Here is a 24,889-nt window from a genome sequence, read left to right as displayed (position 1 = left end):
TGTTAACGGCCGGCGGGTTGCACGGCATGGTGATCTTCGCGGACTGCAGCGCTCACAGCGAAATGCGGCGCAGGAACCGCGTGCTGTCCGCCGCTCGATTGCAAATCTACGAACGCATTGCAGGCCTCGTCGCTCATCGCCACGTCGAGGATCCGCCGGACCATCAGCGATTCACGGCGGTCGATCAGCGGTCGGCCCGCATCGAAGAAGTCGAGAATGCTCGCCGCCGCGTCGAGGAACAGCGTGCCGCCGTCGACTTCGATCCGCTCGCACCCTTGTTGCGTCGAGACGATCGCGCTGAACGGGATTTCAGCTTCAGGGTTGAAGTCGATCAGTGCCGTGCGGTTGCCGGAGAACTGCAGCAGCCACTGCGGGTGGGCCGCCGGGCCGAGCCGCATGACACGCTCCGCCTCGTGGCCTAGGCAACTCACCGCGAGTTCGATGGGATGGATACCATACTCGGCGAACGTCGTGCCGGATGAAAACAGGAGCAGGCTTTGCACCGGCGAAGGGAGTTCGCGAACGAACGCTTGCACTGCCGTCGTTCGCAACGCCGAAGTTGTTTGAATCTGTGCGCGATGGGCGTCGGCCAGCGCGAAAATCCCGCGAGCCGTTGGTTCGTCGGGGGCAAACGTTTTGTCGACGAACGTCAGCTTTCCAAATGGGAAAACCGCCTCGCACATCTCCAGATGCAGCTCGGGGTTCGCTGGGGCGAGGATCACGAAACAATCGACGTGCGGCGCGAGCGAAGATACATCGGCGAAGTAGGGAAGGCCGCGCTCCTCAGCCCACGCGCGACTGACTTCCCCCTCGATGGCCGTGGCGCCGACGACTTCGTACCCGCGCGCAGCCAGTGGCCCGCGAATCGCCTTGAGGTACACCTCGGCGTGGTAGTTGTCGAGTCGGTAGTCGACGAATCCAATTCGTTTCGTAGCCATCTGGTTTACTGCTCTTCCGCAGGATTGAACGTGTGGGCTTGCGTGAGGACGCCGGCGCTGTCGGCCGAGCGGCAGCCTGTTGTCTCCGGCGTGGTGATCGGCAGCCGCTTGAGATGCCGCACGGCGAGCCATGCGATCGACTCGGCCGACATCGTGTGCGGGTTGAGGCCGCGTTCCGAGACGTTGCGAACCGTCGCGAAGTGCTGCTGCAGCATGTGGCAGATAACCGGATGTTCGCTGCCGGGGCCGGTGATCCAGAGCAGGTCGGGCAGAGCGGGCAGCTGCTTCACCGCGCGCGCAAATGCTTCGACGGTGATTGCACAAAGCGTCGCGGCGCCATCTTCAACGCTGAGGCCGGCCACATCGACGTGATCGAACTCGTAGCGGTCGGCGGCCTTTGGGAGCGAACGTGCGAAGAACGGCGCATCGAGCGCCGTCCGCACCAGCTCGTCATTAACGCGGCCGTCGCGGGAGACGCTGCCGTCGAGATCGTGCGGGATCTCGGCCATCTCCTGGACCCACTCGTTGAGCAGGCCAACGCCGGGGCCGGTATCGCCGGCGATGATCTCGTTCTCTTCGCTGAGCCACGTGACGCTGGCGACGGAGCCGAGGTGGAGCATGAGCGAGGGCCGCGGCTCGTAGGCCATGTGGGCCCAATGGAACATCGCAACAAGCGGATTCCCCTGCCCTCCGGTCGCCATATCGTGCCGGCGGAAGTCGCTGACGATCGGCAGCTTGATCGCCTCGGCCAACTGCCAAGGGTTGCCCAGCTGATACGTGAGCCCTTCGCTGGGGATGTGCCGCAGCGTGTGTCCATGGAGGCCGACGACCTCGATCCCCTTGGTCTGCTCGGGGAATTCAGTGCACAGCTTCTCGAAGACCTGCGCGAGCTGTGCGGTAAGCTGCTTCTCAAGCCGCAGGATCTCGGTGGTCGGCAGGTCGTTTTGAGTGGCTTCCAAAATCCGCCAGCGGAGCCGCTTGTCGTATGGCAGCGAAACGCCGGCGAGCGGAACGATCTCATCCCGGCCATCGGTATCGATGACCGCCGCTTCGACGCCGTCTCCCGACGACGAGGCGAGCAATCCGGCCGAGCGCATGAGGGGAACTTGGGTCAAACCAACAGCCTTTCTGGAAGCCGTGACCGAGAGATCGTTTGGTAGTCTATCAGTCGTTTCGGGGGATCGCCTGAGGATCCGCGCAATCTTTTCCACAGGAAGCGCATTGCCATGGTATGCTGGAGTTGGCCGGCTCGCACGGCCGCTGGCGCTCCGCATCTAGCCCCGGGCTCCGCCCGGGGGTGGCGCCACTCAGGGCGACGACTATCGGAATGGTGGTCGACCCCCGGGCGGAGCCCGGGGCTAGAAGCGATCCAGCGAACTGGGCTGTGCGTAAGGTAAGTGTGCTGAATCCAAAGGGGCGGTATGTCGATTCTCGGCAGAAATCAGTTGCGGCAGATCGCGGTGCTGGTCGAGACCGACAACAGCTGGGGGCGGAACGTCGTCCAAGGGGTGGCCGACTACGCGCGGAAGTTCGCTCAGTGGAACCTGCTGATCGATCCGCGCGACCAGAGTCAGGGGTGGTCGCTTCCCGATCGGTGGCATGGGGACGGGATCATCGCGCGGGTGAGTACGCCGCTCCACCTCGATGAAATCGCCCGCAGCGGTCTGCCGGCGGTCAACGTCGACAATGTGTTTGAGAATCAGGAAGGCGTCGGCCAAGTCACCACCGACGAGCATTCGTTGGCGGCGATGGCGCTCGCCCACTTCCGCGAGCGGGGGTTCGTCCACTTCGCCTACTTTGCTCCGCCCAGCCACGAGTACTCGAAGAAAGGCGCCCAGGCCTTCTTCGCCGCGGTGACGGCCGAGGAGCACGACTGCCACATCTATCGCCCCGGCTACCGCGGCGGTCGGCGGATCAGCCGCGATGAGGAACATAACCGCATCCATCGCTGGCTCAGCCATTTGCCGAAGCCGGTGGCGGTGCTCGCCGTCGACGCCCGCCGCGGTCGGCAACTCGCGGAGATCTGCAGCCTGGAGCGGATTAGCGTTCCAGATGAAGTCGCGATTCTGGCGGGCGATACCGACGAGTTTTTGTGCAACCTCAGCTCGCCGCCGCTCAGCAGTATCGAGGTCGCCAGCCAGCGGATCGGCCACGAGGCGGCGATGCTGCTCGACCGGATGATGCATGGCGAAGCGGCGCCGAGCGATCCGCTGCGGATCCAACCGGTGCGCGTCCTCGCCCGGCAATCGACCGACGTGCTGTCGATCGACGATCCGATGATCGTTCAGGCGTTGCGGTTCATCCAAACGCATGCCTTCCGCGGGATCTCGGTCGACGACGTGCTGCGCGAGGTGCCGGTCTCGCGGCGATATCTCGAACTACAGTTTAAGAAGCGAATTGGGCGGCTGCCGGCGGAGGAGATTCGCCGCTTGCGGCTGGAGCGGGGGCGGGATTTGCTCACGCAGTCGGACCTCTCCGTGGAAGCGATCGCCGCCGCGTGCGGCTACGCCGGGGCGACGCAGTTTGGGGTCGCCTTTAGGAAGCATTTTGGGAACACCCCCCTCGCCTTCCGGCGGCAATTGCTGCGGACTTCTTAGTAGCGGGCTGGTGGGCTGGAAGCCAAACCACCCGGGCGTGGCGCTCAGTCTTTCGCTGCGAGTTCCCGCATCGCGGTGACTCGCAAGGATCGAAACGGCGACTCGCCCGCTATGCTCAGCACTCCCTCCTGGTGAATTGCTGCAGGCCCGAGCGTTGGCGGCGGATTTCAGGGCGATTCGGCAGCAAATACGCCGTGCGCATCGTGTGGAAAATATTGCGCGGTTAGTGTTTGTGGCGTTTTCGCCTCATTACTAGGATGCACGAAAGGCAATCCAGCAGGCGCCCGCCGGGGCAGAACGGCGAAGTGGCAATCGCCGCCGCGGAGAGTTGGATTTCCTTTTCGACCCAGGCTTTTCCGTCGAGCATTGGCTAGTTCTCTGACATTCGCCACGGCGCGTCCGCGCCGTGCGTATGGCCAGCGAGCTGCCGACCAAGCGGATCGAGCATTGCGCCCGATCGGCTTGCTTCATCATGACGTTCATCTCTTGCGGTTCGGCACACTTCTTCGGAGGGCGAGCTAGTGAAGTCTCATCAAGCGGGGTTGGTTGCAGCGTGCGCTGCGATCTTGTGCGCGGCGTCGCCGGCCATCGGCGCGACGCTCACGGCGAAGACAAGCTTCGGCGGCGGCGATGGCTGGCGGGCTCCTTTTGAAGTGCTGAGCGGCGATACGCCAGCCAGCGCGAGCAGCGGCAACTATCGCTTCCTGGGCAATGCGGTGACGAACACCGCCATCAATCCAGGCAACACCGAGCGTGGCTTCGCCTATAACCCGACGAGCGGAAACCTCCTCTTGGTGAGTCGCGGCACTGGAACTGATCGGATTCGTATCTTGGATGGACAGACGGGCGTCGACAAAGGCTCGCTTGATTTGACGGGCATCACCGGCGGCACGTTTGCGATGAACATGATCGGCGTCGCCGACGACGGCGCGATTTACATGGCGAACTTGGCAGGGAACGTGAACGACGGTCCTTTCAAAATCTACCGCTGGGCGAATGAGGCGGCTGTGCCGACGGTGGCGTACATCGGCGGCGGCGCGGGTAACCCGGCGCCACCCCTGGCCGGCACGCGGTTGGGAGATTCGTTCGACGTGATCGGCAGCGGCGCCAACACACGCCTCGTCGCTGGTTACGGCTCGACGCCGTCGATCGCCGGCAGCAATGGCTTCGCTTTGTTCGATACCGACGATGGCGCCACCTTCATGGCTGCCAGCATCCCGGTCACTTCGAGCGCTCCGTTCACCGCCATCCCGAGCGGCGAGTTCCGCCTCGGCATTTCCTTCGTCGACAGCGATACGATCGTCGGCAAGTCGTCGATCAACCCGGCGACCGTCGTCGACATTAGCGGCGCGACTGCCGCGGTGAGCGCTCAGCATACTACCGACGGCATTACGCTGCGGCCGATGGATTTCGCCGTGGTTGCCGGCATCCCCGTGATGGCGATGGTCGAGGCCACGACGGGGACGACCGACCCTGTGCGGTCGCGAATTTTTGTGTACGACATGACGAACCCGGCGTTGCCGCTGGCGGATCGCAAGCTAGGCCAAGCGTCGGCCTTGCCCGGACCGCAAGCTACCAATGCGAACTCCGTCGGCCAAGTAAAATTCGGCGCGATCGTCGGCAACACGGCGACGATTTACGCGATGAGCACGAACAACGGCATTCAAGCGTTCGAACTGACGGTGATTCCGGAGCCGACAACTCTCGCCCTTGCCGGCGCGGGCCTGCTGGGACTCGTGACGATCGCGCGGCGTCGCGCGATTGTCTGCTAACCATTTTTTGAATTCATCTTGCCTGCCGACTGGTCGGCCAGCATCGTTTGCATCAGGGAGATCAACTTCATGCGACTGGGAATTGCGAAGAGTGTGAAGGCGTTAAGCGTTGCGGCGGCATGTGGCGCCGTGGGCGGCGGGATGTTGACGGCCTCGGCGGCAACGCTGGTTCCTGATCTCACGTTCGGAGGCGGCGATGCCTGGCGCGCTCCCTTCGAAGTCATCGCTGGCGACGTCGCCGGCACCACCGCGCCCGATCCCGTAAGCGGCGAGCCGGTCTATAAGTTCATGGGGAACGGCCTGTCGACGGCCAACTATCCCGCGAGTGCGATCAACGTCGGAAATAATGAGCGCGGGCTGGCGTTCAACGCCACCACCGGCAACCTGCTGCTCGTCAGCCGCGGGACGGGTACAGACCGGATTCGCATCCTCGATTCGGCGACTGGGGCCGATAAAGGTTCGCTCAACATGACGGGCGTCGAGGGCGGCACGTTTGCGATGAACATGATCGGCGTCGCCGACGACGGCGTGATCTATATGGCGAACCTCACGACCGATCTTAACGCCAGTGCGTACAAGGTTTACCGTTGGGCCAACGAAGCGGCCGTGCCGACCGTCGCGTACATTGGCGGCGGGGCCGGCAATCCCGCGCCGCCGCTCGCAGGAGCGCGGCTGGGCGATTCGTTCGACGTGATCGGCAGCGGCGCCGACACACGGCTGGTGGCGGGCTACGGCTCGACGCCCGCGATTCCAGCGACGAGCGGCTTCGCGCTGTTCGATACGGACAATGGTTCGACGTTCACCGCCACCAGCGTCGCCGTTACTTCGAACGCCCCCTTCACGGCCATTCCCACCGGAGAGTTCCGGTTGGGCGTGACGTTCATTGACAGCGATACCGTGATGGGCAAGTCGTCGATCAACCCGGCGACGGTCGTCGACGTCACTGGCGCCAACGGTACGGTCGTTGCTCAGCACGGGACGGACGGCATCACGCTGCGGCCGATGGATTACGCCGTCGTCGATGGTCGGCCGCTGATGGCGATGGTCGAAGCGAGCAATGGGCAGAACGAGGCCTCGCGTGCTCGCATCTTCGTCTACGACATGACCGATCCCTCGCTGCCGCTGGCCCAACGGAAGCTCGGCGAAGCAACCGCCCTGCCCTTCACCGCGGGCGGGCCGAACCAATTCGCCAACGGCAACTCGGTCGGCCAAGTGAAGTTCGGGGCCATCACCGGCAACTCTGCCGAGATCTTCTCGATGAGCACGAACAACGGCATCCAGAAGTTCACCCTCACGTTCGATCCGGTCGTGCCGCCGGTCGTCGACGCCGACTTCAACGGCGACCTGATCGTCGACGGGGCTGACTTCTTGATCTGGCAACGCGGGTTCGGGTTGTCGGCGCAGGTCGACAAGTCGACGGGCGACGCCGACGGTGACGGCAACGTGAACGACGCCGACTTGGCCGCTTGGAAGACACAGTTCGGAACAGTCATCACGCCGCCGACGCCAGTGAGCGCCGTGCCGGAACCGGCGACGCTTGGTTTGGCGGCGTTCGGCATGATTTGTCTGGCTGGTTTGCGGAAAAATCGTACGATCTAGTTTCATCATCCGTCATCAAACGATTCGTCGTCATTTTTTGTTATCGCCGAGGTATCTGAATGGAAGCCTTGCATCAGAAACGAATTCGCCGCTCGCGGGGGCTCGCTGGTTTTACGCTGGTGGAGCTGCTGGTGGTGATTGCAATCATCGGCGTGCTCGTGGCGTTGCTGTTGCCGGCCGTGCAAGCGGCGCGGGAAGCGGCGCGACGGGCGCAGTGCAGCAATAATTTAAAGCAGATGGGCTTGGCTGCTCAGAACTACGCTGCAGCGAAAAATACGTTGCCGGCGGGATACGATCGGACGAAGGAAGAAGCCGACAAGAACATCAATTTTTCGAAGCGCGGCGTGTTGACTAGCATGCTTCACTACATCGAAGGACAGACGGCTTACAATCAGATTGTCTTCGATTACGTGAATAAGGCCAACAATGATCCCTATGCTGATCCGGCGAAGAATGTTGTCATCGACTCGTTTATCTGCCCGTCTTGGACTGACGCAAAAAATACTCCCACGGCTGCGCCCGGATTCGAATACCAGATCGGCGCCTTGTGCACCTACTCGGGAATTGCAGGAGCAATTCGCAATCGAGGCGAAACATTGTTTCCTTCCGATCAAGGATTTGGCGACATTCCTGATAACGGTGCTTTGACGATGCAAATCGTCAAGGGCGCCGCGTCGAGCAGCCCCTTCGGCGGCAGTGGCGCAAAGAATCTGTTGATCGGACGTGCCCGCACATTAAAGGAAATCACCGACGGTCAAAGCAACTCTTTGTTCGTGGGCGAATTCGTCCACCGCGAGTGTTGCTTCACCAGTCCCGTGGAAGACGCCCCCGGCAATGTGCGGCCTTGGTACCTGGCTGGTTACAAAGACGGGCCTTACAGCATGAAAGTTGCTGAAACTACGCCAAACGCCTGCGTGGTTCGCGATTCGCGAAATTGTCCGGGAGCCGCTGGATCAACCTTGTTCAATCACTTGCCGATGGGAAGCTTCCACCCAGGCATCACGCAGTTCGTGTTCATCGACGGCAGCGTTCATAACGTCACCGACAACATCGAGTTGGAAGTGTATAAGGACTTGGCGACTGTCAACGGCGACGAGGCCGTGAGCATTGCTCTCTAGTGGTGGGCGTGAGTTTCTGTCAGCAGCCTGAGAAAGCATTGGTTTCAATGACTGGATGTCCCGTTGATTCGAATCGTCGCCAGCGGTTAGCCTGCCGGCTAACGATTGCTCTCGCCGTGATCGCGGTTGGCGTTGGTTGCGGTTCCAAACCGGAGGTCGTTCCGGTGAGCGGCAAGGTGACGTACAACGGCCAACCATTGCCTTACGGGACGGTCGGCTTCCAACCTGCGCAGGGGCAGCCGTCAGGGGCGGCGATTCAGCCGGACGGCACGTTCAAGCTCAGTACGTTTGCGGAGTTCGACGGCGCGAAGCCTGGTTCCTACAAAGTGAAGGTCAGTTGTTACGCTTCGCAAAGCCCCTCGGAACGGGCCAAGCCGCGCACTGGCGAATTCTCGACGGGGGCGTCGTTGATTCCGGAGAAGTACGCGTTCGTCGATCGCAGCGAATTGACCGCCGAGGTGCCGGCGGACGGGACGGAGGCGATCGTGCTGGAACTGACGGGGCCTGAGAAGAAGTTTCCTCAGTAGTTGCTCAGCGAAACAGCGGCTCAGTATTTCTGCAGCGCCTCGCCCGAAGTTTATTCGATTGGATGTTACTGAACCCTCATCAAAAACCAAACGTTGAGGTCCCCTCCCCTTGAGGGGGAGGGTTAGGGAGGGGGGGCCGAAGCGGGTACCAGGGTTCATTACCTCCTCCCCAGCCCTCCCCTCAAGGGGGATGGAGCCACAGTATTCATTGTGGCATTACCGCCCGGGGCTAGGGGGCGCTGACGTTGAAGCACCAGAGCGTGCCCCAATCGAAAATGTAGAGCTTGCCGTCGGCGACGACGGGGTAGGCCCACGCTTTTGACTTGCCGCGGTCGGGGGCGTTGGGGGGCGTGAAGCGGCCCCGCTCGCGGTATTCTTCGGGAGTCGCCTCGACGAGGGCAACGTCGCCGTTCTCGCCGTGGAGGTAGAGCATGCCGTCTGCGTAGCAAACGCCGCAGGCGCCGATCGACCGTTCGCGCCAAACGACGTCGCCGGTGAGGAACTCGACGCACATCACCGAGTCGCCGCCGGCGCCGTAGAGGTAGTCGCCGACTTGCACCGAGCCGCCGATCGCGCGGGGGAGCTGCGATTCAAAATAGACTTCTTCGGCATCAAATCCGCCGCCCTCTTTCGCGACGATCTTCACGAGGCCGCCGCCGACTTTGCCGCTCGCGCTGTAGATGTAGTCGCCCTGCACCACGGGCGTGGGGATGTTCGCCATGCTGCCGGCCGCGGTGCGATCGTAGCGCCACAGGAGTTCGCCGGTCGCGGCGTCGACGCCGACGAGTCCCTTCGAGAGGAACTGGACGTACTGCGGCCGACCGGCGAGGGTCGCCTTCACCGCGGAGGCGTAGCCCGCTTCCATTTCTTCGATCGGCGTCTTCCAAACGAGGGCGCCGGTCTTCTTGTTGAGTGCGACGATGGTTGCTTCGTCGCCGCCGGGCGTGGCGATGACGAGGTCGCCGTCGACGAGGGGTGATTCAGAGTAAGCCCACACGCCCGGCTTGCCGCCGAAGTCGGTGCGGAGCTGTTTTTTCCAGACGACCTTGCCGGTGGCGGCGTCGAGGCGAACGAGATCGCCGTCGGAACCGAGGGCGTAGAGTGCGTCGCCGTCGACGGTCGTCGTCGAACGGGCGCCGGGGTACGGCGGCATTTGCTTTGGATTGCCGACGTCGCCGATCCGTTCTTCCCAAATGGGTTGGCCGGCGGCGTCGAGGCAGCGGACGAATTCGTCGGCGACGCCGCGACTGCCGACGAGGAAGATCCGATCGCCGACAACGGCGGGGGTGGAGTAGCCTTCGCCGAGTTCGTTGGCTTGCCAAGCAAGCAGTGGGCCATCGGCGGGCCAGGATTTCATGAGGCCGGTTTCGGCGGAGTGACCGTTGCGCAAGGGGCCGCGCCACTGGGCCCAGTTGGCGGCGGGCGACAATGTCGCGACGGCGGCGACGCCGCCGAGCGCGGATGCGATGACGATCGATCGGACGAATGTGTGACGCATGGTCTCCTCCCTGGCGTATTCTCTGCGGGCCGGACGCTTGGTGCGCGGCGCGAGTAGTATTCTACGACTTTGAGGCGAGTTGCGACATGCGGCGTAAGTTAGGGTTCCAGGCCGACGGGCCGTGTATTTGGGCAACGTCGATAGAGCCCCCGGTTTGAAGAACCGGGGGCTAAGCGGCGCGGCGGCGGTTTTGTTGTCGTGTCGCTTGTGTCGCTTTCTTCGTTTTACGCGACATTAAGAGGCGGTACTTGTCGCGGTTTTTTTGGCGTTGTTCGTTTTGCAGGAGGTCGGGGGCTTGGGTTGATGTGAAGCGCGTATGGCGCTGTGTGATTAATTGATGGCGAGCCCCCCGGCTTGTCCGGGGGGAATTTGGTTTGGTGCGCGTTGCGGTTGGTAGTGCGTGGTGCGCTGCGGACGCCCACCCGGATAAACCAGGGGGCTCGCTAGGAGTATGCGCGGCGCTGCACGTTGCGATGTGAACTGGCGTTCACGGTAGCACAACGGGTGGCCTAGTTTCGACACAAAAGTGTGCGAAATTGTTTGCGGCTACGCGGGAGAGGATGCGGAGCCGCTCGCCCCCGGTTGGAAGAACCGAAGGCTAATGAAAACGGATGCGTGGCTAGTTATTGGGGGTTGACGCCGCGCGTTGAAAAGAGCGTTCCCACGCGGGGCCGGGGGGAATGCGCGAGGGAGAAGGAACGCGGGGCGATGCCGTGGGAGGGGTGCTCCGGCGGGGGCGTTGCCCCGCGGCTACTAAGGCGCGTTGGCGTTAGCAGGGGCGATCATGCGGAGAGAGGAGCGCGGCAAAGTGTTGCGTTACTTCGCTGAGGATGCGCTCGGGACAGCCAGCGTCGGTGACGGAGAGCTCGACCCGCGTGCCATGCTCGTAAATTTGGAACGAGTGAAAGCTATACTCGAAGTGGAGCCAGCAGATGCCGTCTTTGCAGGCGAACCACGTTTCTTCGGCGCCTTCGAGCCAAGTGAGATGCTGACGGAGGCTCTGCCAGGGACGAATGAGCGGGAGCTCCGCAAACGTCCGCGGGACCGGTTCTAGCAATTGGGCGACCATCGCACTCTCTCCATCGGTGTCTTCAAGCCGTCTGCCGCGGTGCGATGAGTAGCCTTCAATCGCAGCCGCGGCGGACGACCATGTTTCCGTGGTAGCGTGAAGCGAACCACGTGCCAAAGCAGAAAACGTCCTGTTTTCTCGGGTCTCGGTGATTGTTGCGGCGGTGCAGCGGCGCTGAACTGATTCCGCAGCGACCACGCATCGCGCGGTGCGGGATGCCGAACAATCAGTTCAACATTGAAGCAATTTGTAAGCGGGCTAGCTGGGCGATGCGGCGACGAGTACTCACGCGGTAGAGGGTGACAGCGACAGGCGTGGTTGAAACGTCGCTGCGTCTGCGCGGCGCGTGAAAAAGTTACTTGACCATCGTGGGAATGAGGGGAGTTTGCTGCATCGGTTGGCCGTGAGGGGCGATCGGATCGGCGACGGGCGCCGAGAGGGAACTGGTCATTGCCTCGTCGGTGATCAGCATCGATTTCGAGTCGGGCATTTGAAAGCCGGAGACGCCTGTGGCAGCGGGGGGCGGCGTCGAGTCGCTCGAAACGGCGGAGTCGGCGGTTGATTGCGGCTCGGAAGATTCAGCGTCAGCGTCGGCAGCGGCGGGTTCAGGCTTCTTGTTCATGCCGCTTTGGCGATCGGGACTGCAACCAACGGCAGCGGCGCAAGCAACGGCGAGCGAAAGCGTGAGGGCGAGCGGGCGAACGCGGCGCATGACCAGACTCCTGGGGTAGGTGGTTTGGCGTGCCAGAGTGCCGCTCGGGCGGCGGCGCGAGCGACGGGCAAGGCGGGATGTGGGCGGGAGGCCGAAGCCTGTCGACAAGGTAACGCACGGGTTCGTGCAAAACTAGTCGATGCACGGGTGCGGTTGTCGGCAAGTTGAGTGCGAGCTTGCAGGCGCCTGCGGATAAGACTCACGCAAAGGCGTTAAGGCGCAAAGAAACTGCAGCGCAAGCTTATCTCTTGGCGTCTTCGCGTCTTTGCGTGAGATTTTTTCTGGAACTAATGCGCGCTGCTCCGGCCGGTCGTCGACCGGCGGCTACTGGGGCTTCTTCTTTGTGTCGAGGATCGACTCGGTGGGGCCCTTCGGCAACGGCTCGCCTTGCGTGATCTGCGGTTCTTCGCCGGCTTGGAGTTGTTCGACCCAGCGTTTGAATTCGCCTGATTCGAAGTAGCGATAGAAATCGTCGCCAGGGCAACTGGTGGCGCCGGGGGCGGCGTCGCGGTGGGTGCGAATGTTGTCGAGCTTGATGTCGTGCTGGTCGGCGAGCCACGCGGTGAGGCGGACGGCCGATTCGAGTTGCGCGGGGCTGGGGCGCTGTTGGTTGAAGTCGCCCATCATTTCGACGCCGAGGTTGCCGGCGAGTTCGTACTTGGTGTTCGACTCGGGCTCGTACGCAATGTCGCGGCCTTCGAAGATGCGGCCGTCGGGGCCGATGAGGAAGTGGTAGGCGAGATCGGGCCAGTAGGTGTTGCGCGGCGGTTGTTCGATCTCGGGGCGGCGCTTGCCCCACGCCTGCATGTTGCGGAGAAACTCCTCGGGCGTTTGGCTGTTCGTCCAGAGAACGCCGGCATGGTGGATGGTGACGAACCGCGGCTTGTGCTTACGGTTGTCGGGGATCGGGTCGGGGGTGGACTTCCACTCTTCGCGGGTGACGATGTTCGTTGGGCGCGGGACCTCGGCGTGGGCGAAGGCTGGGGCGAGGGCGAGGAGGGTTAGGAGTAGGGTTCGCATGGCGGGCGTTATGATTGGGTGGGGGCGGTTGGCGTTTGGGGATTGTTGTAGGAAATGACGAATGACGAAATCCGAATGACGAATGATGGGCACGCTTGCGCGTATTCCATTCGTCATTCGTCATTGGGTCATTTACTCATTTGCGACTCAGTCCATTTCTTCCCAGACGGTGTGGTAAGCATCGTGTGCTTGAAAATAGTCTAGCAGCGCGGCGTAGAACGGGTTAGCGCCGAGAGTCGCGCTGTCGCCGATGACGATCAGCTTGCGGCGGGCGCGGGTGAGGGCGACGTTCATGCGGCGGGTGTCGGCGAGGAAGCCGATTTCGCCTTGGCGGTTCGAGCGGACCAGCGTGATGACGACCGCTTCTTTTTCGCGGCCTTGGAAGCCGTCGACCGTGTCGATTTCGAGGTCGCGGTGCTCGGCGTGTTGGCGGAGCCAGCGGACCTGCGCGGCGTAGGGGGCGATCACCGCGATGTCGGCGGCGGGGAGGCCGGCGGCGATCAGTGCGTCGACCTTCTTGAGGACGAGGCGGCCTTCCTCGGGGTTGAGGCGGCTGAGGCCGTCTTCTTCCTGGCGTTCGTCGTAGTCGGCGCCGGCGGTATCGATGTACTCGAGCGGCGTTTGCGTGAAGGGCGCGTCTTCGACGCCGACGAGTTCGTTGAGCGTGCGGGTGCGGACCGTTTCGTCGCCGACGAGCGTGCCGTCGTAAAACTGCTCCGACGAAAAGTCCATGATGTGGTCGTGCATGCGGTACTGCACGGTGAGCTGGCGAGTGATCAGCGGGCCGTAGAGTTCGACGAGCCGCTGCATCATGCTGCGATCGTAGCCTTGGGCGGCGGCTGGTTTCGAGAGGACCGTCGGCGGGAGTTGGCAGTGATCGCCGGCGAGCAGGACGCGGTTCGCGCGTTGCAACGGAATCCAGCAGGCCGACTCGGTCGATTGGCAGGCTTCGTCGACGACGACCCAATCGAACGTGCGATCGCCGAGCAGGTCTTCGTCGATGGTGGTCGTCGCGCAGAGCACGTCTGCCGAGTCGAGGACGTCGGCGACGATGTCGCGCTCGAGCCGGCGGGCGTCGGCTTTGTGTTGCTTCGCTTCGCGGCGCCATTCTTGTTTGGCGGCGTAGGCGTTGCGCGAGCGGGAGTCGCTATCGGCCTTTTTGAATAGCGCCTCGGCGGTGCGGTAGAGTTCTTTCACCCAGCGGGCGTGTTCGTGCGTTTCGACGAGCGCGTCGAGCGTGTGATCGCGGAGGCGTTCGGTGACGCGGGCCGGGTGGCCGAGGCGGACGACGCGGACGCCGGCGGCGAGGAGCCGTTCGAGCAGGTTATCGACCGCCGTGTTGCTGGGGGCGGTGGCGAGGATGCGGCTCCCCTCTTCGACGGCCTGGCGGATAAATTCGACGACGGAGGTCGTTTTACCCGTGCCGGGGGGGCCGTGGATGATCGCGAGGTCTTCGGCGGAGAGGGCGAAGCGGATCGCTTCCTGCTGCGAGGCGTTGAGGTGCGCGGCGGGGGCGTCGGCGACGGGGTGTTCGTGCTCGGCGATCGGGGCGTGCGGCTTGAACCGCGGCTGGCGGTTGCGATGGTTCGTTTCGTCCATCGAGCCAAGGATGATCTGCCGCAATTCGCCGAGGCGGCCCTTCGCGCTGCTGACCGCCGCGAGGGCGGCGCGCTCGCGATTGCGGGAGACCTCGTCGACGGCCATGTCGACGTCGAAACGCTCGCCGGCGATCCAGTTGTCGACGGCGACTTGAATCGAACGGAAGCTGCGGGCGCTGACGACGCCGGGGTGGGGCTTCGCGTTGTCGTCGGGGAGCGGCGTGAGCAGCACCGGCGAGCCGACGCGGAGGCGATTCCACGGCAGATCGAGCGTGCGGTTGCGCTTCACCAGCGTGAAGAGATGCCGGCCGTTGAGGCCCGTTTGATGCTCTTCGATGACGAGATCGAGGAGCGTTTCGCCGGTGCGCTCGGCCGTTTTGCGAGTGCGAAGCTGGCGGCGCTCGGCCATGCGCTGGGCCTCGGCTTGGGCCTCGAGCTGCATCCAGCGGAAAAAGCGTTGGTAGTAGTCTTCGGACGGGATGGTGTGGGTTCCGGGCGGGGCAAAACTGTGGGAGGCGTCTCCGACGCCGATGGCGTTCTCAACTTCGTGCCGGCGCCGATCCGCGAGCCGTTTTCGGGGTCGGAGACCCCTCCCACAAATGGGAGTCGCTAACCGCAAGCGGAGCAACTCGGCGTCACTTGTCTTTGCGTTTGGCGCGGATTTCCGGCCAGGGGATGACGCCGCAGCGTTCGGCCCAGCGATTGTACTCTTCGGCGAGTTTGCGGGCGACCTCTGGACGTTCGGCGGCGAGGTTGTAGTGTTCGCCGCGGTCGGTGGCGATGTCGTAAAGTTCCCAGCCGTTGGGGGAATCAGGGAGTTCGACCAGCTTCCAATTGCCTTGGCGGATGGCCCGGTTGCCTTCGTGCTCCCAGCAGATCGTGCGATCGGCGGGGGCCGATTCGCCGCGGAACATGTCGGCGATGTTGCGGCCTTCGAGTTGTTCGCGCTGGGCGGCGGTTGGCTGGGCGCCGGCGAGATCGAGGAACGTCGGCACGAGGTCCATGATGTGGGCGGGGCCGTCGACGATCTTGCCGTTGGCGTCGTCGGGGGTTGCCGCGGGCCAGCGAACGACGGCGGGCGTGCTGATACCCCCTTCGTACATCGAGATCTTGTGGCGGCGCCACGGGGTGTTGCTCACCGTGGCCCAGGGGCGGCCGTAGCCCCAGAACGAATCGCGCGAGCCGAGCACGGCGTCGGGCTTGCCGCGGTGGGGATCTTCGGCGGCGCCGCCGTTGTCGGAGAGGAAGATCACCAGCGTGTTATCGGAGGCGCCCATCGCGTCGAGCTGCGCGAGGACTCGGCCGATGTTGCGATCCATCCGCGTGACCTGGGCGGCGTAGATTTCCATGCGGCGTGCCCATTCGTCGCGGACGTCGTCGGGCATGCGGTCCCACGCGCGGGCGTTGCCGCGATCCATCTGCGACATCAGGTTGGTCTCGGGAATGAGACCGAGGTTGATCATCTGGCGGCGGCGGCGATGGCGAGACTTCTGCCAACCCTTATCGTAGACGCCGTCGTAGGCGGCGATTTCGTCGGCGTCGGCTTGCAGCGGCCAATGCGGGGCGTTGTACGGCAAGTACAGAAAGAAAGGCTGCTGCTTCGTTTTGGCTTCTTTGAGGAACTCGATCGCGCGATCGGTGAAGGCGTCGGTCGAGTAGAAGCCGTCGTGCGGCGGGACGAACGTTTCGCCGTCGAGCACCATGGGGGCGCGAGGGCCGTCGCTTTCGCCGCCGTAGTAGTTCATCGCGCCGGGGATGAGCGCAAACGAGCGGTCGAAGCCGCGTTGGACGGGCCATTCTGCGGGGCGATCGCCGAGATGCCACTTGCCCGACATCATCGTGCGGTAGCCGGCGTTGCGGAGAAGTTCGGCAATCGTGGGAGTTGCGGCGCTGAGGTGGTCGTCGTACGAGGGGCGAGCGGCGGCGTCGCGAATCCACTTGGCATAGCCGTCGATCATGGCGCCGACGCCGACCTGGGCGGGGTAGCGGCCGGTAAGGATCGAAGCGCGTGAGGGGCAGCAGCGGCCGTTGTTGTAGAACTGGCGGAAACGGACTCCCTGATCGGCCAAGCGGTCGATGTTCGGCGTGGCGATTTCCGAGCCGTAGCAGCCGAGGTCGGAGTAGCCGAGGTCGTCGGCGAAGAAGACGACGATGTTGGGGCGCGGGGCCGCGTCGGGCGCCGACTTCTGGTCGGCGGCGGAGGAGGCGCGCGGGAGGAACGCGAGGAGCAGCAACGCGATGATTCTGGTGGGAGTCATGGGCATGTTGATGCGTGCGGCGATGAGGAGACGCGATCGGTCGTCGGTTGTCGGATTAGCCCCGGGAGGGGCGGAATCATGTAGCCAGGGGCGCAAGCCCCTGGAATATTCGAGTCGAATCGTATGAGCCCCGGGAGGGGCGGCAGAGTTTGTGCGTTTCGTTGGGAGTTGTGTCGCCCCTCCGGGGCTTTGGTTTTGATGGCGGCGTTTTCCAGGGGCTTGCGCCCCTGGCTACAACATGTCGCCCCTCACGGGGCTCAATTCGGAAAATGATGACGTTCTGATTGTTCTTGCGGGGCGAATCACTCGGCGTACGGAAAGCGGCCCGTGCGGGCGTCGGCGGGCATGAGGACCTTGGTGAGGTCTTCGCCCTGCGCGGTGCGCCACGCGTGGAGCTTCTTTTTCAACTCGTCTTTCTCGGCCGCGAATTTGGGGTCGGCGGCGAGGTTGTGCAGTTCGTGCGGATCGACGCTTACCTCGTACAGCTCTTCGGCGGGGCGGTGTTCGTAGCGATCGATTACCGCGGCGGCGGCCGGGTCGTTGGGCGCCCGCTCAAGCCAATCTTTCCAGTAGCGTTCGGTCGTCGGGCCCTTGGTGATGTGGGTGACGTACTTGATCTGCGGGGCGAGATTTTCGATGTATTTGAACTGCGGCGTGCGGATGCAGCGCATCGGGGCCTGGTTCATTTCTTTGTCGCCGGTGTGGGCGGCGAAGACTTCGGGGCGGCGTTCGTGCGACTTGCCAGCGAGCACGTCGAGGAAGCTTTGGCCATCGAGCGTCGCCGGCGGCGCGGCGCCCGCGGCGGCGATGATCGTGGGGAGGACGTCGATCAGCGAGACCATTGCCGTGGTCGTCGCATCAGGCTGCACGTGCCCCGGCCAGCGGACGAGCAGCGGCACCTTGATGCCGGCGTCGTAGAGATTCCACTTCGCGAACGGGAACTGGGCGCCCTGGTCGGCGGTGAACATGAACAGGGCGTCGCCGTAGCCGTGCCGCTGCATTGAGTCGAGCACTTGGCCGACCTCTGTGTCGAGCTGCGTGACGTCAGTGTAGTAGTCGACGCGGGTTTCGCGGAGAGCGGGGGTGTCGTGCAACTCGGGAGGAATCTTGATGGCCGCGGGATCGTACCCTTCGTTCTTCTTCCAGAGCGTGTGGGACGAGTGGGCCGTGACGATCAAGCAGAGGGGCTGCGCGCGGTCGTGCGTGGCGAGCAACTCGTCGATGGCATCGACGCCGAGATCAGTGACGAGCACGTCCTTCACGCCCGGCGGGCGGACGTTCGAGTTCTTGAGATACTCGAACGGGAACTGCGAACGGGGGCCGATGTGAGTCTTGCCGGCGATCACCGTGCGGTAGCCTAGGGCGTTGAGCAGCGCGGGGAGCGTTTCGACGCCGGGGTTGATCGGGCTGTGATTGGCGTGGGCGCCGTTGCGAATCGGGTAGAGGCCGGTGTAGAGGGCCGAGCGCGACGGCGTGCAGGTGGGCGAGGCGGCGAAGGCGTCGTCGAACCGGAGCGATTGCTTCGCGAGTTGATCGAGCCGCGGCGTGCGGACGTCGTCGCCGCCGTAGGGGCCGATGTCGTGCCAGCTGAGATCGTCGGCGACGAAGAGGATGACGTCGGGACGTCGGGTGGCGTTCGCCGCTTTGTCTGACGTTGCGTCAGCGGGCGCTGTGCTGGCGGGCGTGGTATTCGCAGATGGCTTGGCGTCTGTCGAAACTTTTTCCGGCGAGTTGCGCCAGCTCTTGGGCGGCGTGAAGTCGGCTGGCTTCGGCGCCGTCGGCATCGCGTCGGCTGGTTCCGAACGGCGGAACGTCACCAAGTGGGCGCCGAGGCGGGCGGCGATGTTCGCCTTCTGTTTGATGAGGTTGGTCGTCTCGTTCGGATCGCGGAAGACGTTGTAAAGTTCGACCTGATGCTCGGGCGTGTGGTAGCCGCCGCGGCGGACGTCGGGGCCGACGATCTGCAGCTTCCAGCCGCGCGGACCGGTGATGGCGAGTTGCTCGCGCTCCGGGCCGTTTTGGCCGTGGAAAAAGAAGAGGTTGCGCTTGGGCAGTTCGGTGACGGCGGCGTCGAGCAGCGGGGCGGAGAGATCGACGCCGTCGAGCGGCGGTTGTTCGTGCGTCAGCTTGGTCAACTCGCCGGGGGCGTCGATGAGGCCGAGCAGCGTCGGCAGCACGTCGATGTTCATGATCGGCGTCGTTACCTTGCGGCCGCCTTCGATATGGCCGGGCCAGCGGACCGCGGCGGGGACGCGAACGCCCCCTTCATACACCGAGAGCTTGGCGCCATGGAGCGGAGCATTGTTCTCGCGGATGCGGTCGATGCCGCCGTTGTCGCTAAAGAACCAGACGATCGTGTCGTCGGCGACGCCCGCTTGTTCGAGCTGCGCGAGGATGCGGCTGATGCCGTCGTCCATCGAGGCGATCAGTGCGGCGAGGCATTGCTTCTCGCCCGGTTGGCCGTCATTCGGCTTGCCGTCGAGGTGGGCGAACTTTTTCAGGTACGACTCGGGCGCCTGCAGCGGTTCGTGCGGCGCCGTGAAGGGGACGTAGCAAAAGAACGGCCCCTCCCCTGCCCTGGCGTTGATGAACTCGCACGCGGCGTCGGCGATGAGGTCGGTGGTGTAGCCTTTGCTCGGCGTCGGTTCGTAGCCGACGTGCCAGTCGATTTGGCCTTCGCGGTCGCGGGTCCAGTAATCGGCGGCGCCGTTGTAGCAGCCGACGTACTCGGTAAAACCTTGCGCGAGGGGGTGCCACTGCGGTTCGAGATGGCCGAGGTGCCACTTGCCGAAGGCGCCGCGATGGCGATAGCCGACGGCGCCGAGCGCTTCGGGGAGCGTGGTGAGCTCGGGCTTCACGCCGTACCGCTTCCAGGGGAAAACAACTGAGCGGGCCATGCCGAGGTGGAGCGCGTAGCGGCCGGTCATCAGGCCGGCGCGGGTCGGAGAGCACATCGGGCTGACGTAGAAGCGGTCGAGTTCGACCCCTTCGTGCGCGATGCGGTCGAGGTTCGGCGTGGGGACGAAGCCGTTGTGGAAGCCGACCGCGTTCCAGCCGAGATCATCGGCGACGATGACGACGATGTTTGGTTTTTTGGACGCGGGAGGCTGGGAAGGCGTGGCGGGTTCGTCGGCGCGCAGCACGGCGGCGGGGAGCAGCGCGATGCTGGCGGCGAGGACGATGATGAGGCGGTGGAGGAGCACGATGAGGTCGTTTGAGTCGCGGCGTGAAAAGTGATTTCTTTGGGCGCCACTGGCATCTTGCCAGTGCTGAGACGCCGAGCGGGGCGCCACTTCAGCACTGGCAGGATGCCAGTGGCACCCCGTGATTAACTCGGGATGACTGACTGGGGAGCAGTTCGCGTTCGCGTTTGCTTCGAGGCCTTTGCGCGGGGCTTCAATGGTTCGACGGTGACGTCGCTAAACGCCGCTTCGGTATCGACGACGCGGAGGCCGACGCTCCCGCGGGCGAAGGCGTCGTCGTGGGCTTTGATCAGCTCCTTGCCGTCGAGGTTGACGACGAGTTGATCGCCGCGGGCGACGACTTCGAGGCGATAGTCCTGGTCGACCTTCACCTCGGCCTTCGCTTCGGCGATCTGCCGCCAGTGGAGGCCGTCGGTGGCGCCGAGGATGACGCGGCCGCTGCGGGGGATGATGCCGGCGAAGTAACCTTCCTGGGCGTCGAAACCGACGGCCGGTTGCTGGACGCGGAACAAGATGCCCGCGTCGCGGTCGCCGGACACGACGCGCACCGTCGTGCTCGCACGAAGATTGCGCCACTCGCGATTGTTGAGCACGACCTTCTCGCCGCTGCGATAGGTATTGACCGGTGCCTTCGGCTGAACGCCGAGGAACAGCTTGCCGTCGTCGACGCGGTACATCTGGTGGTGCCCGAAGTAGCTCCAGCCGCGGAGCGAGCGGAACTTCGGCAGGCTGAAGGCGCCGCGATCGGGATCGCTGGTCGGCGTCCCGCTGGGGACGTCGAGCAACTGGCCGGCGTTCACCGGTTCGCCGAAATTAGGTCGGCCATCCTTGCCCCACGTGAAAGGTTGCACGAAGACGGCGCGGCGCCAGCCGTCGTTGCGGTCGAGCTTCGCGTGGAAGACGATCCAGTCTTCTTTGCCGTCAGGCGATTTGACGAACGACGCGTGGCCGACGCCGAAGGTTTGCTCGGTTCCCTTGAAGACCGGCTCGGGCGCCTTCGTCCAATCCTGCGGGTTGAGCGGATCGCCCCCCTTCTTGAGTTCGAGCAGGCCGAGTTTGTAGGTTGGCTGCCACGAGCTGCTGGTGGAGTAAATGATGAAGGTGCGGCCGTTGCGCTTGAGGATTTGCGGGCCTTCGTGGAGGCCGCGCTGGTCGGCTTGCTCGTTGACGCGTTCCCACAGGTGGTCGGCGTTGTGGCAGAGTTGCACCCGCGGGCCGATTTCCCACGGCGACTTCATCGGGGCGATGTAGAGCCACTGCTCGTCGTTGTCGGCGGCCCAGCCGGACCAGATGAGGTAACGCTTGCCGTCTTGCTCAAGCACGGTGGCGTCGATCGCCCAGTTGTTGTTCTTCTTTTGCTCGGGATCGTCGCCCGTGTAGATCGGGCCGCGGATTTCGTACGGGCCGAGCGGATCGTCGTCTTTTGATTCGAGGACGTAGCTGAGGTGATTCTTGTTGTCGCCGTCGTCGGCGGCGAAATAGATGTACCAACGGTTGTCGAGGAAGTGGAGTTCAGGCGCCCAGATCTCACGCGAGTAGGGGCCGGTCTCGGGGGCGGTCCAGACGACTTGCTTCGGGCCGAGCTCGGTGAGGTCGTCGGAAATGTGGAGGGTGATCGCGTGGTTGCCTTCGGAGGCGCAGACGATGTACTTGCCATCGTGCTGGATGACCCAGGGATCGGCGCCTTCGAAAATCGGATTGGTGAACTGCCGCGGGGCGTCGACCTCTTCCTTCTTCACCGGCACGGCAGTGCGATACCACTGCAGCAAATCGCCGCGGAGGCTGCTGACGGCGTCGGCCTGTTGCTCGGCGACGTTGCGCTGCTCGTTCGGATCGGAGGCGAGGTCGTATAGCTGGGGATCGCTGCCGTCGTACTCGGTGAGGAGCTTCCAGTTGCCGGAGCGGATGGCAAGATCGGGGAGGTTGCCGCCATCTTGGCCGGGACGATCGGGGGGACGAACCCAGTAGAGGGGCTTGGTGCGTTGGGATTTTTCGAGGCCGAGGAGCGCATCGGTGAGGACTTCGCCGTCGAGTTCGACGTTCTCGGGGGCCTTGGCTTGGGCGATGTCGAGGAGCGAAGCGACGACGTCGACCGACGAGATGACCGTCGAGTCGTTCGTGGTGCCGACGGCTTTCTCGTCAACGAGGCCGGGGCCCCAGATGATGAAGGGTTCGCGGATGCCCCCTTCGTAGAGGTTGCCTTTGCTGCCGCGCAGGGCCCCGGCCGAACCGGCGCCAGGTTCAAAACCGTTGTCGCTGGCGACGATGATGATCGTGTTGTCGCGCAGCTTGGCGTCGTTGCGAATGAGGTCGAACAGCGGCTTGAGCTGGGCGTCCATGTGTTCGAGCACGCCGAGGTAGAGCTCGCGCTTGCTGCCGTCGCCGCGGAGATTCTTCGGCGGGTGGAGCGGCGTGTGGACGTCGTTCGGCCAAAGGTTCACATAGAACGGCTTGCCCTCGGCCTGGGCTTGCTTGATGAACTTGATCGCCGGCTCGACGAAGGCGGTCGTTTCTTCGGCGCGTTCGACCCAGCGGACGTTGCCGTGGCCGAGCTTTTCGCTGTCGAGGCCAAGGGGGAATTTGACGGGGGGCTTGCCGTCGTAGTTCGTGAGGAGCGGCACGATGCGGTCGCCCATGCCTTCGAACTGGGTGAGCGAGGCGTCGAAGCCGTAGTCGCTGATCGGCGGGGCGACGACGTCGCGGCCGCCGCCGAGGTGCCATTTGCCGAAGTGGCCAGTCGTGTAGCCGACGCCCTTCAACATGCGAGCGAGCGTGGGAGCGGCAGGATCGAGCCAGTCGCGCATGCCGCGGCGGGCGTTCTCTTGGCTGGCGGCGATGTAGCTCATGATGCCCCACCGCGACGGGTACTGGCCCGTCATGAACGCGGTGCGCGACGGCGAGCAGATCGGCGCGTTGACATAGAACTGCGTGAACCGCAGGCCTTCGTCGCTGAGTTGGTCGATGTTCGGCGTGCGAGCGCGGCCATCCTTGAAGTGGGGGAAATCGGCGAAGCCTGCGTCGTCGATGAAGACGAACAGAATGTTCGGCCGCTCGACCGGCGCGGGCGTCGACGCCGTGGCGGCGCTAACGCTGCGGGAGTGGGCGAGGAGCGAGAGAACGAACGCGGCGCAGACCGCGATCCACCGACCGAGGGGAGTCTTTGAAGGCACGGAAAACCTATTGTCGAGCTGTCTGAGGGAGGAGGCCGCCATGGCCGTTGCCTGATACAGACAGGATAACTGAGAAGCGCGGCGAGGACGACCGTTGCGGCGGCGCGGGGTGCGTGCGTGCGGGGATTTTCGGGGGATTTCGTAGCGAGGCTGGGAGGAAACTTAATGAATTCGAATTCGCGCGAGGAGGTAGGTGAATGACGTTGGTGCGTTACTTCTTACTGTTCTGGTCCCCTCCCCTCAAGGGGGAGGGAGCCAGAAGTAAATAGAAGAAAAGAATGGCGGGCGCTACGCGAGCAAGTCGTTCACCACGTGGCCGTGGACGTCGGTCAGCCGGAAGCGGCGGCCTTGGTGTTTGTAGACGAGTTGCGTGTGGTCGACGCCGAGAAGGTGGAGGATTGTCGCTTGAAGATCGTGGACGTGGACGGCGCCGGGAGTGAAGGCGTCTTTCGTCGGCGTGAGCGGGGCGCCATCAGGGTCGACGATGTTGTAGCCGTAGTCGTCGGTGGCGCCGTATGACATGCCGGGCCGCACGCCGCCGCCGGCCATCCACACGGTGAAGCAGCGGGGGTGGTGATCGCGGCCGTAGTCGTTGGCGGTGAGGGCGCCTTGCGAGTAGCTCGTGCGGCCGAACTCGCCGCCCCAGATGACGAGCGTGTCGTCGAGCATGCCGCGCTGCTTGAGATCTTTCACGAGCGCTGCGGAGGCTTGATCAGTCTCGCGGCATTGCTCGCGGATACCGGCGGGGAGGCCGCCGTGATGGTCCCAGCCTTGGTGGTAAAGCTGAATGAAGCGGACGCCTCGCTCGGCCAGGCGGCGGGCGAGGAGGCAATTCGCGGCGAACGTGCCGGGCGTGCGGCTGTCGGCGCCGTACATCTCGAACGTCGCATCAGTTTCCTGAGAGAGATCGGTCGCGTCGGGGACGCTCGTTTGCATGCGGTACGCCATTTCGTACTGCGTAATCCGCGATTCGATCTCGGGGTCGAGTTCCTGCTCGAACTGCAGCCGGTTGAGGGCGCTGAGCTTGTCGAGCATCGCGCGGCGGCCGGAGCGGCAGACGCCGTCGGGGTTGCTGAGGTAGAGGACCGGTTCGGCGCCGGGGCGGAATTGGACGCCTTGGAACTTCGAGTCGAGGAAGCCGGAACCCCACAGGCGGGCGTAGAGGGGTTGGTCGCCTTGGTTCGCGGTGACGAGGACGATGAACGACGGCAGGTCGTCGTTCATCGACCCGAGGCCGTACGAGATCCAGGCGCCCAGCGAGGGGCGGCCGGCGATTTGCGAACCGGTTTGGAAAAAGGTGATTGCGGGGTCGTGATTGATCGCCTCGGTCCACATCGACTTGACGAAGCAGAGGTCGTCGGCGATTTCGCGGTGATGAGGCAGCAAGTCGCTGAGCCAGGCGCCCGATTGGCCATGCTGGGCAAACTTGAACTGCGAACCGGCGAGCGGGAGCGACGCTTGCTGGGCGCTCATGCCGGTGAGCCGCTGGCCGCCGCGAACTTCGGGGGGGAGCTGCTCGCCGTTCTTTTGGTTGAGGAGCGGTTTGTAGTCGAAGAGGTCGTGCTGCGCGGGGCCGCCCGATTGGAAGAGGTAGATGACTCGCTTTACTTTGGCCGGGAGCGGGGCGACTGCGGGTGTTGGCGGTGCGTCGGCGAAGCCTTGTTGCGCTAGGAGCGAGGCGAGCGCGGCGCCGCCGAGGCCGGCGGAGCTGGCGCCGAAGAAGTGGCGGCGGGTTAGGGATTGGAGGTTCATTGGCGGGGCGGCGATATTTTGTCAGTTGTCAGTTGTCAGTTGTCAGTTGTCAGTTGTC

At 64.0% G+C, this 24,889-nt stretch carries 16 protein-coding genes; 5 read left to right on the top strand and 11 right to left on the bottom strand.

The window, feature by feature from the left end:
- Positions 1 to 2: 2 nt before the first annotated feature.
- Positions 3 to 938, bottom strand: coding sequence for a hypothetical protein (locus tag PLANPX_RS15230; protein WP_152099555.1), 936 nt, complete (start codon positions 936 to 938; stop codon positions 3 to 5).
- Between the two features lie 5 nt (positions 939 to 943).
- Complete coding sequence (locus tag PLANPX_RS15225) at positions 944 to 2,035, bottom strand: anhydro-N-acetylmuramic acid kinase (RefSeq protein ID WP_172992094.1); 1,092 nt, start codon at positions 2,033 to 2,035, stop codon at positions 944 to 946.
- Positions 2,036 to 2,359: 324 nt separating this feature from the next.
- On the opposite strand from PLANPX_RS15225, the gene PLANPX_RS15220 reads away from it, so the two are divergent.
- The 5 genes from PLANPX_RS15220 to PLANPX_RS15200 all read left to right on the top strand — a co-directional run bounded on the left by PLANPX_RS15220 (position 2,360) and on the right by PLANPX_RS15200 (position 8,551).
- Positions 2,360 to 3,535 (top strand): xylose operon transcription regulator XylR, encoded by a 1,176-nt coding sequence (locus PLANPX_RS15220; RefSeq protein WP_152099553.1) that lies wholly within the window; start codon positions 2,360 to 2,362, stop codon positions 3,533 to 3,535.
- 521 nt (positions 3,536 to 4,056) lie between these two features.
- Positions 4,057 to 5,307, top strand: coding sequence for a DUF4623 domain-containing protein (locus tag PLANPX_RS15215; protein ID WP_152101891.1), 1,251 nt, complete (start codon positions 4,057 to 4,059; stop codon positions 5,305 to 5,307).
- 69 nt (positions 5,308 to 5,376) lie between these two features.
- Entirely contained in the window at positions 5,377 to 6,906 is a 1,530-nt protein-coding gene (locus tag PLANPX_RS15210; protein WP_152101890.1) for a DUF4623 domain-containing protein, read from the top strand.
- A gap of 59 nt (positions 6,907 to 6,965) precedes the next feature.
- Positions 6,966 to 8,024: a DUF1559 domain-containing protein gene (locus PLANPX_RS15205; RefSeq protein WP_152099552.1), complete on the top strand. Its 1,059-nt coding sequence runs from the start codon at positions 6,966 to 6,968 to the stop codon at positions 8,022 to 8,024.
- A gap of 47 nt (positions 8,025 to 8,071) precedes the next feature.
- On the top strand, positions 8,072 to 8,551 hold the full coding sequence (locus tag PLANPX_RS15200) for a hypothetical protein (protein WP_152099551.1): 480 nt from the start codon (positions 8,072 to 8,074) through the stop codon (positions 8,549 to 8,551).
- A 229-nt stretch (positions 8,552 to 8,780) separates the two neighbouring features.
- Here the strand turns inward: PLANPX_RS15200 and PLANPX_RS15195 are convergent, their stop codons facing one another.
- The 9 genes from PLANPX_RS15195 to PLANPX_RS15155 form a co-directional block, all read right to left on the bottom strand.
- A complete protein-coding gene (locus PLANPX_RS15195; protein WP_152099550.1) occupies positions 8,781 to 10,049 on the bottom strand; it encodes a PQQ-binding-like beta-propeller repeat protein in 1,269 nt (422 codons plus the stop codon).
- Positions 10,050 to 10,818: 769 nt separating this feature from the next.
- Positions 10,819 to 11,118, bottom strand: a complete 300-nt coding sequence (locus PLANPX_RS15190; RefSeq protein WP_152099549.1) for a hypothetical protein — start codon at positions 11,116 to 11,118, stop codon at positions 10,819 to 10,821.
- A gap of 355 nt (positions 11,119 to 11,473) precedes the next feature.
- Positions 11,474 to 11,830, bottom strand: a complete 357-nt coding sequence (locus PLANPX_RS15185) for a hypothetical protein (RefSeq protein WP_152099548.1) — start codon at positions 11,828 to 11,830, stop codon at positions 11,474 to 11,476.
- A gap of 324 nt (positions 11,831 to 12,154) precedes the next feature.
- A complete protein-coding gene (locus PLANPX_RS15180; protein ID WP_172992093.1) occupies positions 12,155 to 12,850 on the bottom strand; it encodes a peptidoglycan recognition family protein in 696 nt (231 codons plus the stop codon).
- Positions 12,851 to 12,997: 147 nt separating this feature from the next.
- The gene (locus PLANPX_RS15175) at positions 12,998 to 14,890 is read right to left on the bottom strand and encodes an AAA domain-containing protein (RefSeq protein WP_152099546.1); all 1,893 of its coding nucleotides are present in this window, start codon (positions 14,888 to 14,890) and stop codon (positions 12,998 to 13,000) included.
- Between the two features lie 193 nt (positions 14,891 to 15,083).
- Positions 15,084 to 16,706 (bottom strand): arylsulfatase, encoded by a 1,623-nt coding sequence (locus PLANPX_RS15170; protein WP_172992091.1) that lies wholly within the window; start codon positions 16,704 to 16,706, stop codon positions 15,084 to 15,086.
- Positions 16,707 to 17,008: 302 nt separating this feature from the next.
- Positions 17,009 to 19,909 carry a sulfatase-like hydrolase/transferase gene (locus PLANPX_RS15165; protein WP_152099544.1) on the bottom strand — a complete coding sequence of 967 codons (2,901 nt, stop codon included), beginning with the start codon at positions 19,907 to 19,909 and terminating at the stop codon, positions 17,009 to 17,011.
- 125 nt (positions 19,910 to 20,034) lie between these two features.
- Complete coding sequence (locus PLANPX_RS15160) at positions 20,035 to 23,079, bottom strand: family 43 glycosylhydrolase (protein WP_232536129.1); 3,045 nt, start codon at positions 23,077 to 23,079, stop codon at positions 20,035 to 20,037.
- A gap of 288 nt (positions 23,080 to 23,367) precedes the next feature.
- Positions 23,368 to 24,831 (bottom strand): DUF1501 domain-containing protein, encoded by a 1,464-nt coding sequence (locus PLANPX_RS15155; protein WP_152099542.1) that lies wholly within the window; start codon positions 24,829 to 24,831, stop codon positions 23,368 to 23,370.
- Between the last annotated feature and the right edge of the window lie 58 nt (positions 24,832 to 24,889).

The sequence above is a fragment of the Lacipirellula parvula genome (assembly GCF_009177095.1).
Classification (GTDB): Bacteria; Planctomycetota; Planctomycetia; order Pirellulales; family Lacipirellulaceae; genus Lacipirellula; species Lacipirellula parvula.
This window is presented reverse-complemented; position numbering and strand designations above follow the sequence as displayed.

Coding starts and splice junctions, on each gene's coding strand:
- PLANPX_RS15230 (WP_152099555.1), bottom strand. CDS start 938: ATGGCTACGAAACGAATTGGATTCGTCGACTACCGACTCGACAACTAC.
- PLANPX_RS15225 (WP_172992094.1), bottom strand. CDS start 2,035: ATGCGCTCGGCCGGATTGCTCGCCTCGTCGTCGGGAGACGGCGTCGAA.
- PLANPX_RS15220 (WP_152099553.1), top strand. CDS start 2,360: ATGTCGATTCTCGGCAGAAATCAGTTGCGGCAGATCGCGGTGCTGGTC.
- PLANPX_RS15210 (WP_152101890.1), top strand. CDS start 5,377: ATGCGACTGGGAATTGCGAAGAGTGTGAAGGCGTTAAGCGTTGCGGCG.
- PLANPX_RS15205 (WP_152099552.1), top strand. CDS start 6,966: ATGGAAGCCTTGCATCAGAAACGAATTCGCCGCTCGCGGGGGCTCGCT.
- PLANPX_RS15200 (WP_152099551.1), top strand. CDS start 8,072: ATGACTGGATGTCCCGTTGATTCGAATCGTCGCCAGCGGTTAGCCTGC.
- PLANPX_RS15195 (WP_152099550.1), bottom strand. CDS start 10,049: ATGCGTCACACATTCGTCCGATCGATCGTCATCGCATCCGCGCTCGGC.
- PLANPX_RS15190 (WP_152099549.1), bottom strand. CDS start 11,118: ATGGTCGCCCAATTGCTAGAACCGGTCCCGCGGACGTTTGCGGAGCTC.
- PLANPX_RS15185 (WP_152099548.1), bottom strand. CDS start 11,830: ATGCGCCGCGTTCGCCCGCTCGCCCTCACGCTTTCGCTCGCCGTTGCT.
- PLANPX_RS15180 (WP_172992093.1), bottom strand. CDS start 12,850: ATGCGAACCCTACTCCTAACCCTCCTCGCCCTCGCCCCAGCCTTCGCC.
- PLANPX_RS15175 (WP_152099546.1), bottom strand. CDS start 14,890: ATGCAGCTCGAGGCCCAAGCCGAGGCCCAGCGCATGGCCGAGCGCCGC.
- PLANPX_RS15170 (WP_172992091.1), bottom strand. CDS start 16,706: ATGACTCCCACCAGAATCATCGCGTTGCTGCTCCTCGCGTTCCTCCCG.
- PLANPX_RS15155 (WP_152099542.1), bottom strand. CDS start 24,831: ATGAACCTCCAATCCCTAACCCGCCGCCACTTCTTCGGCGCCAGCTCC.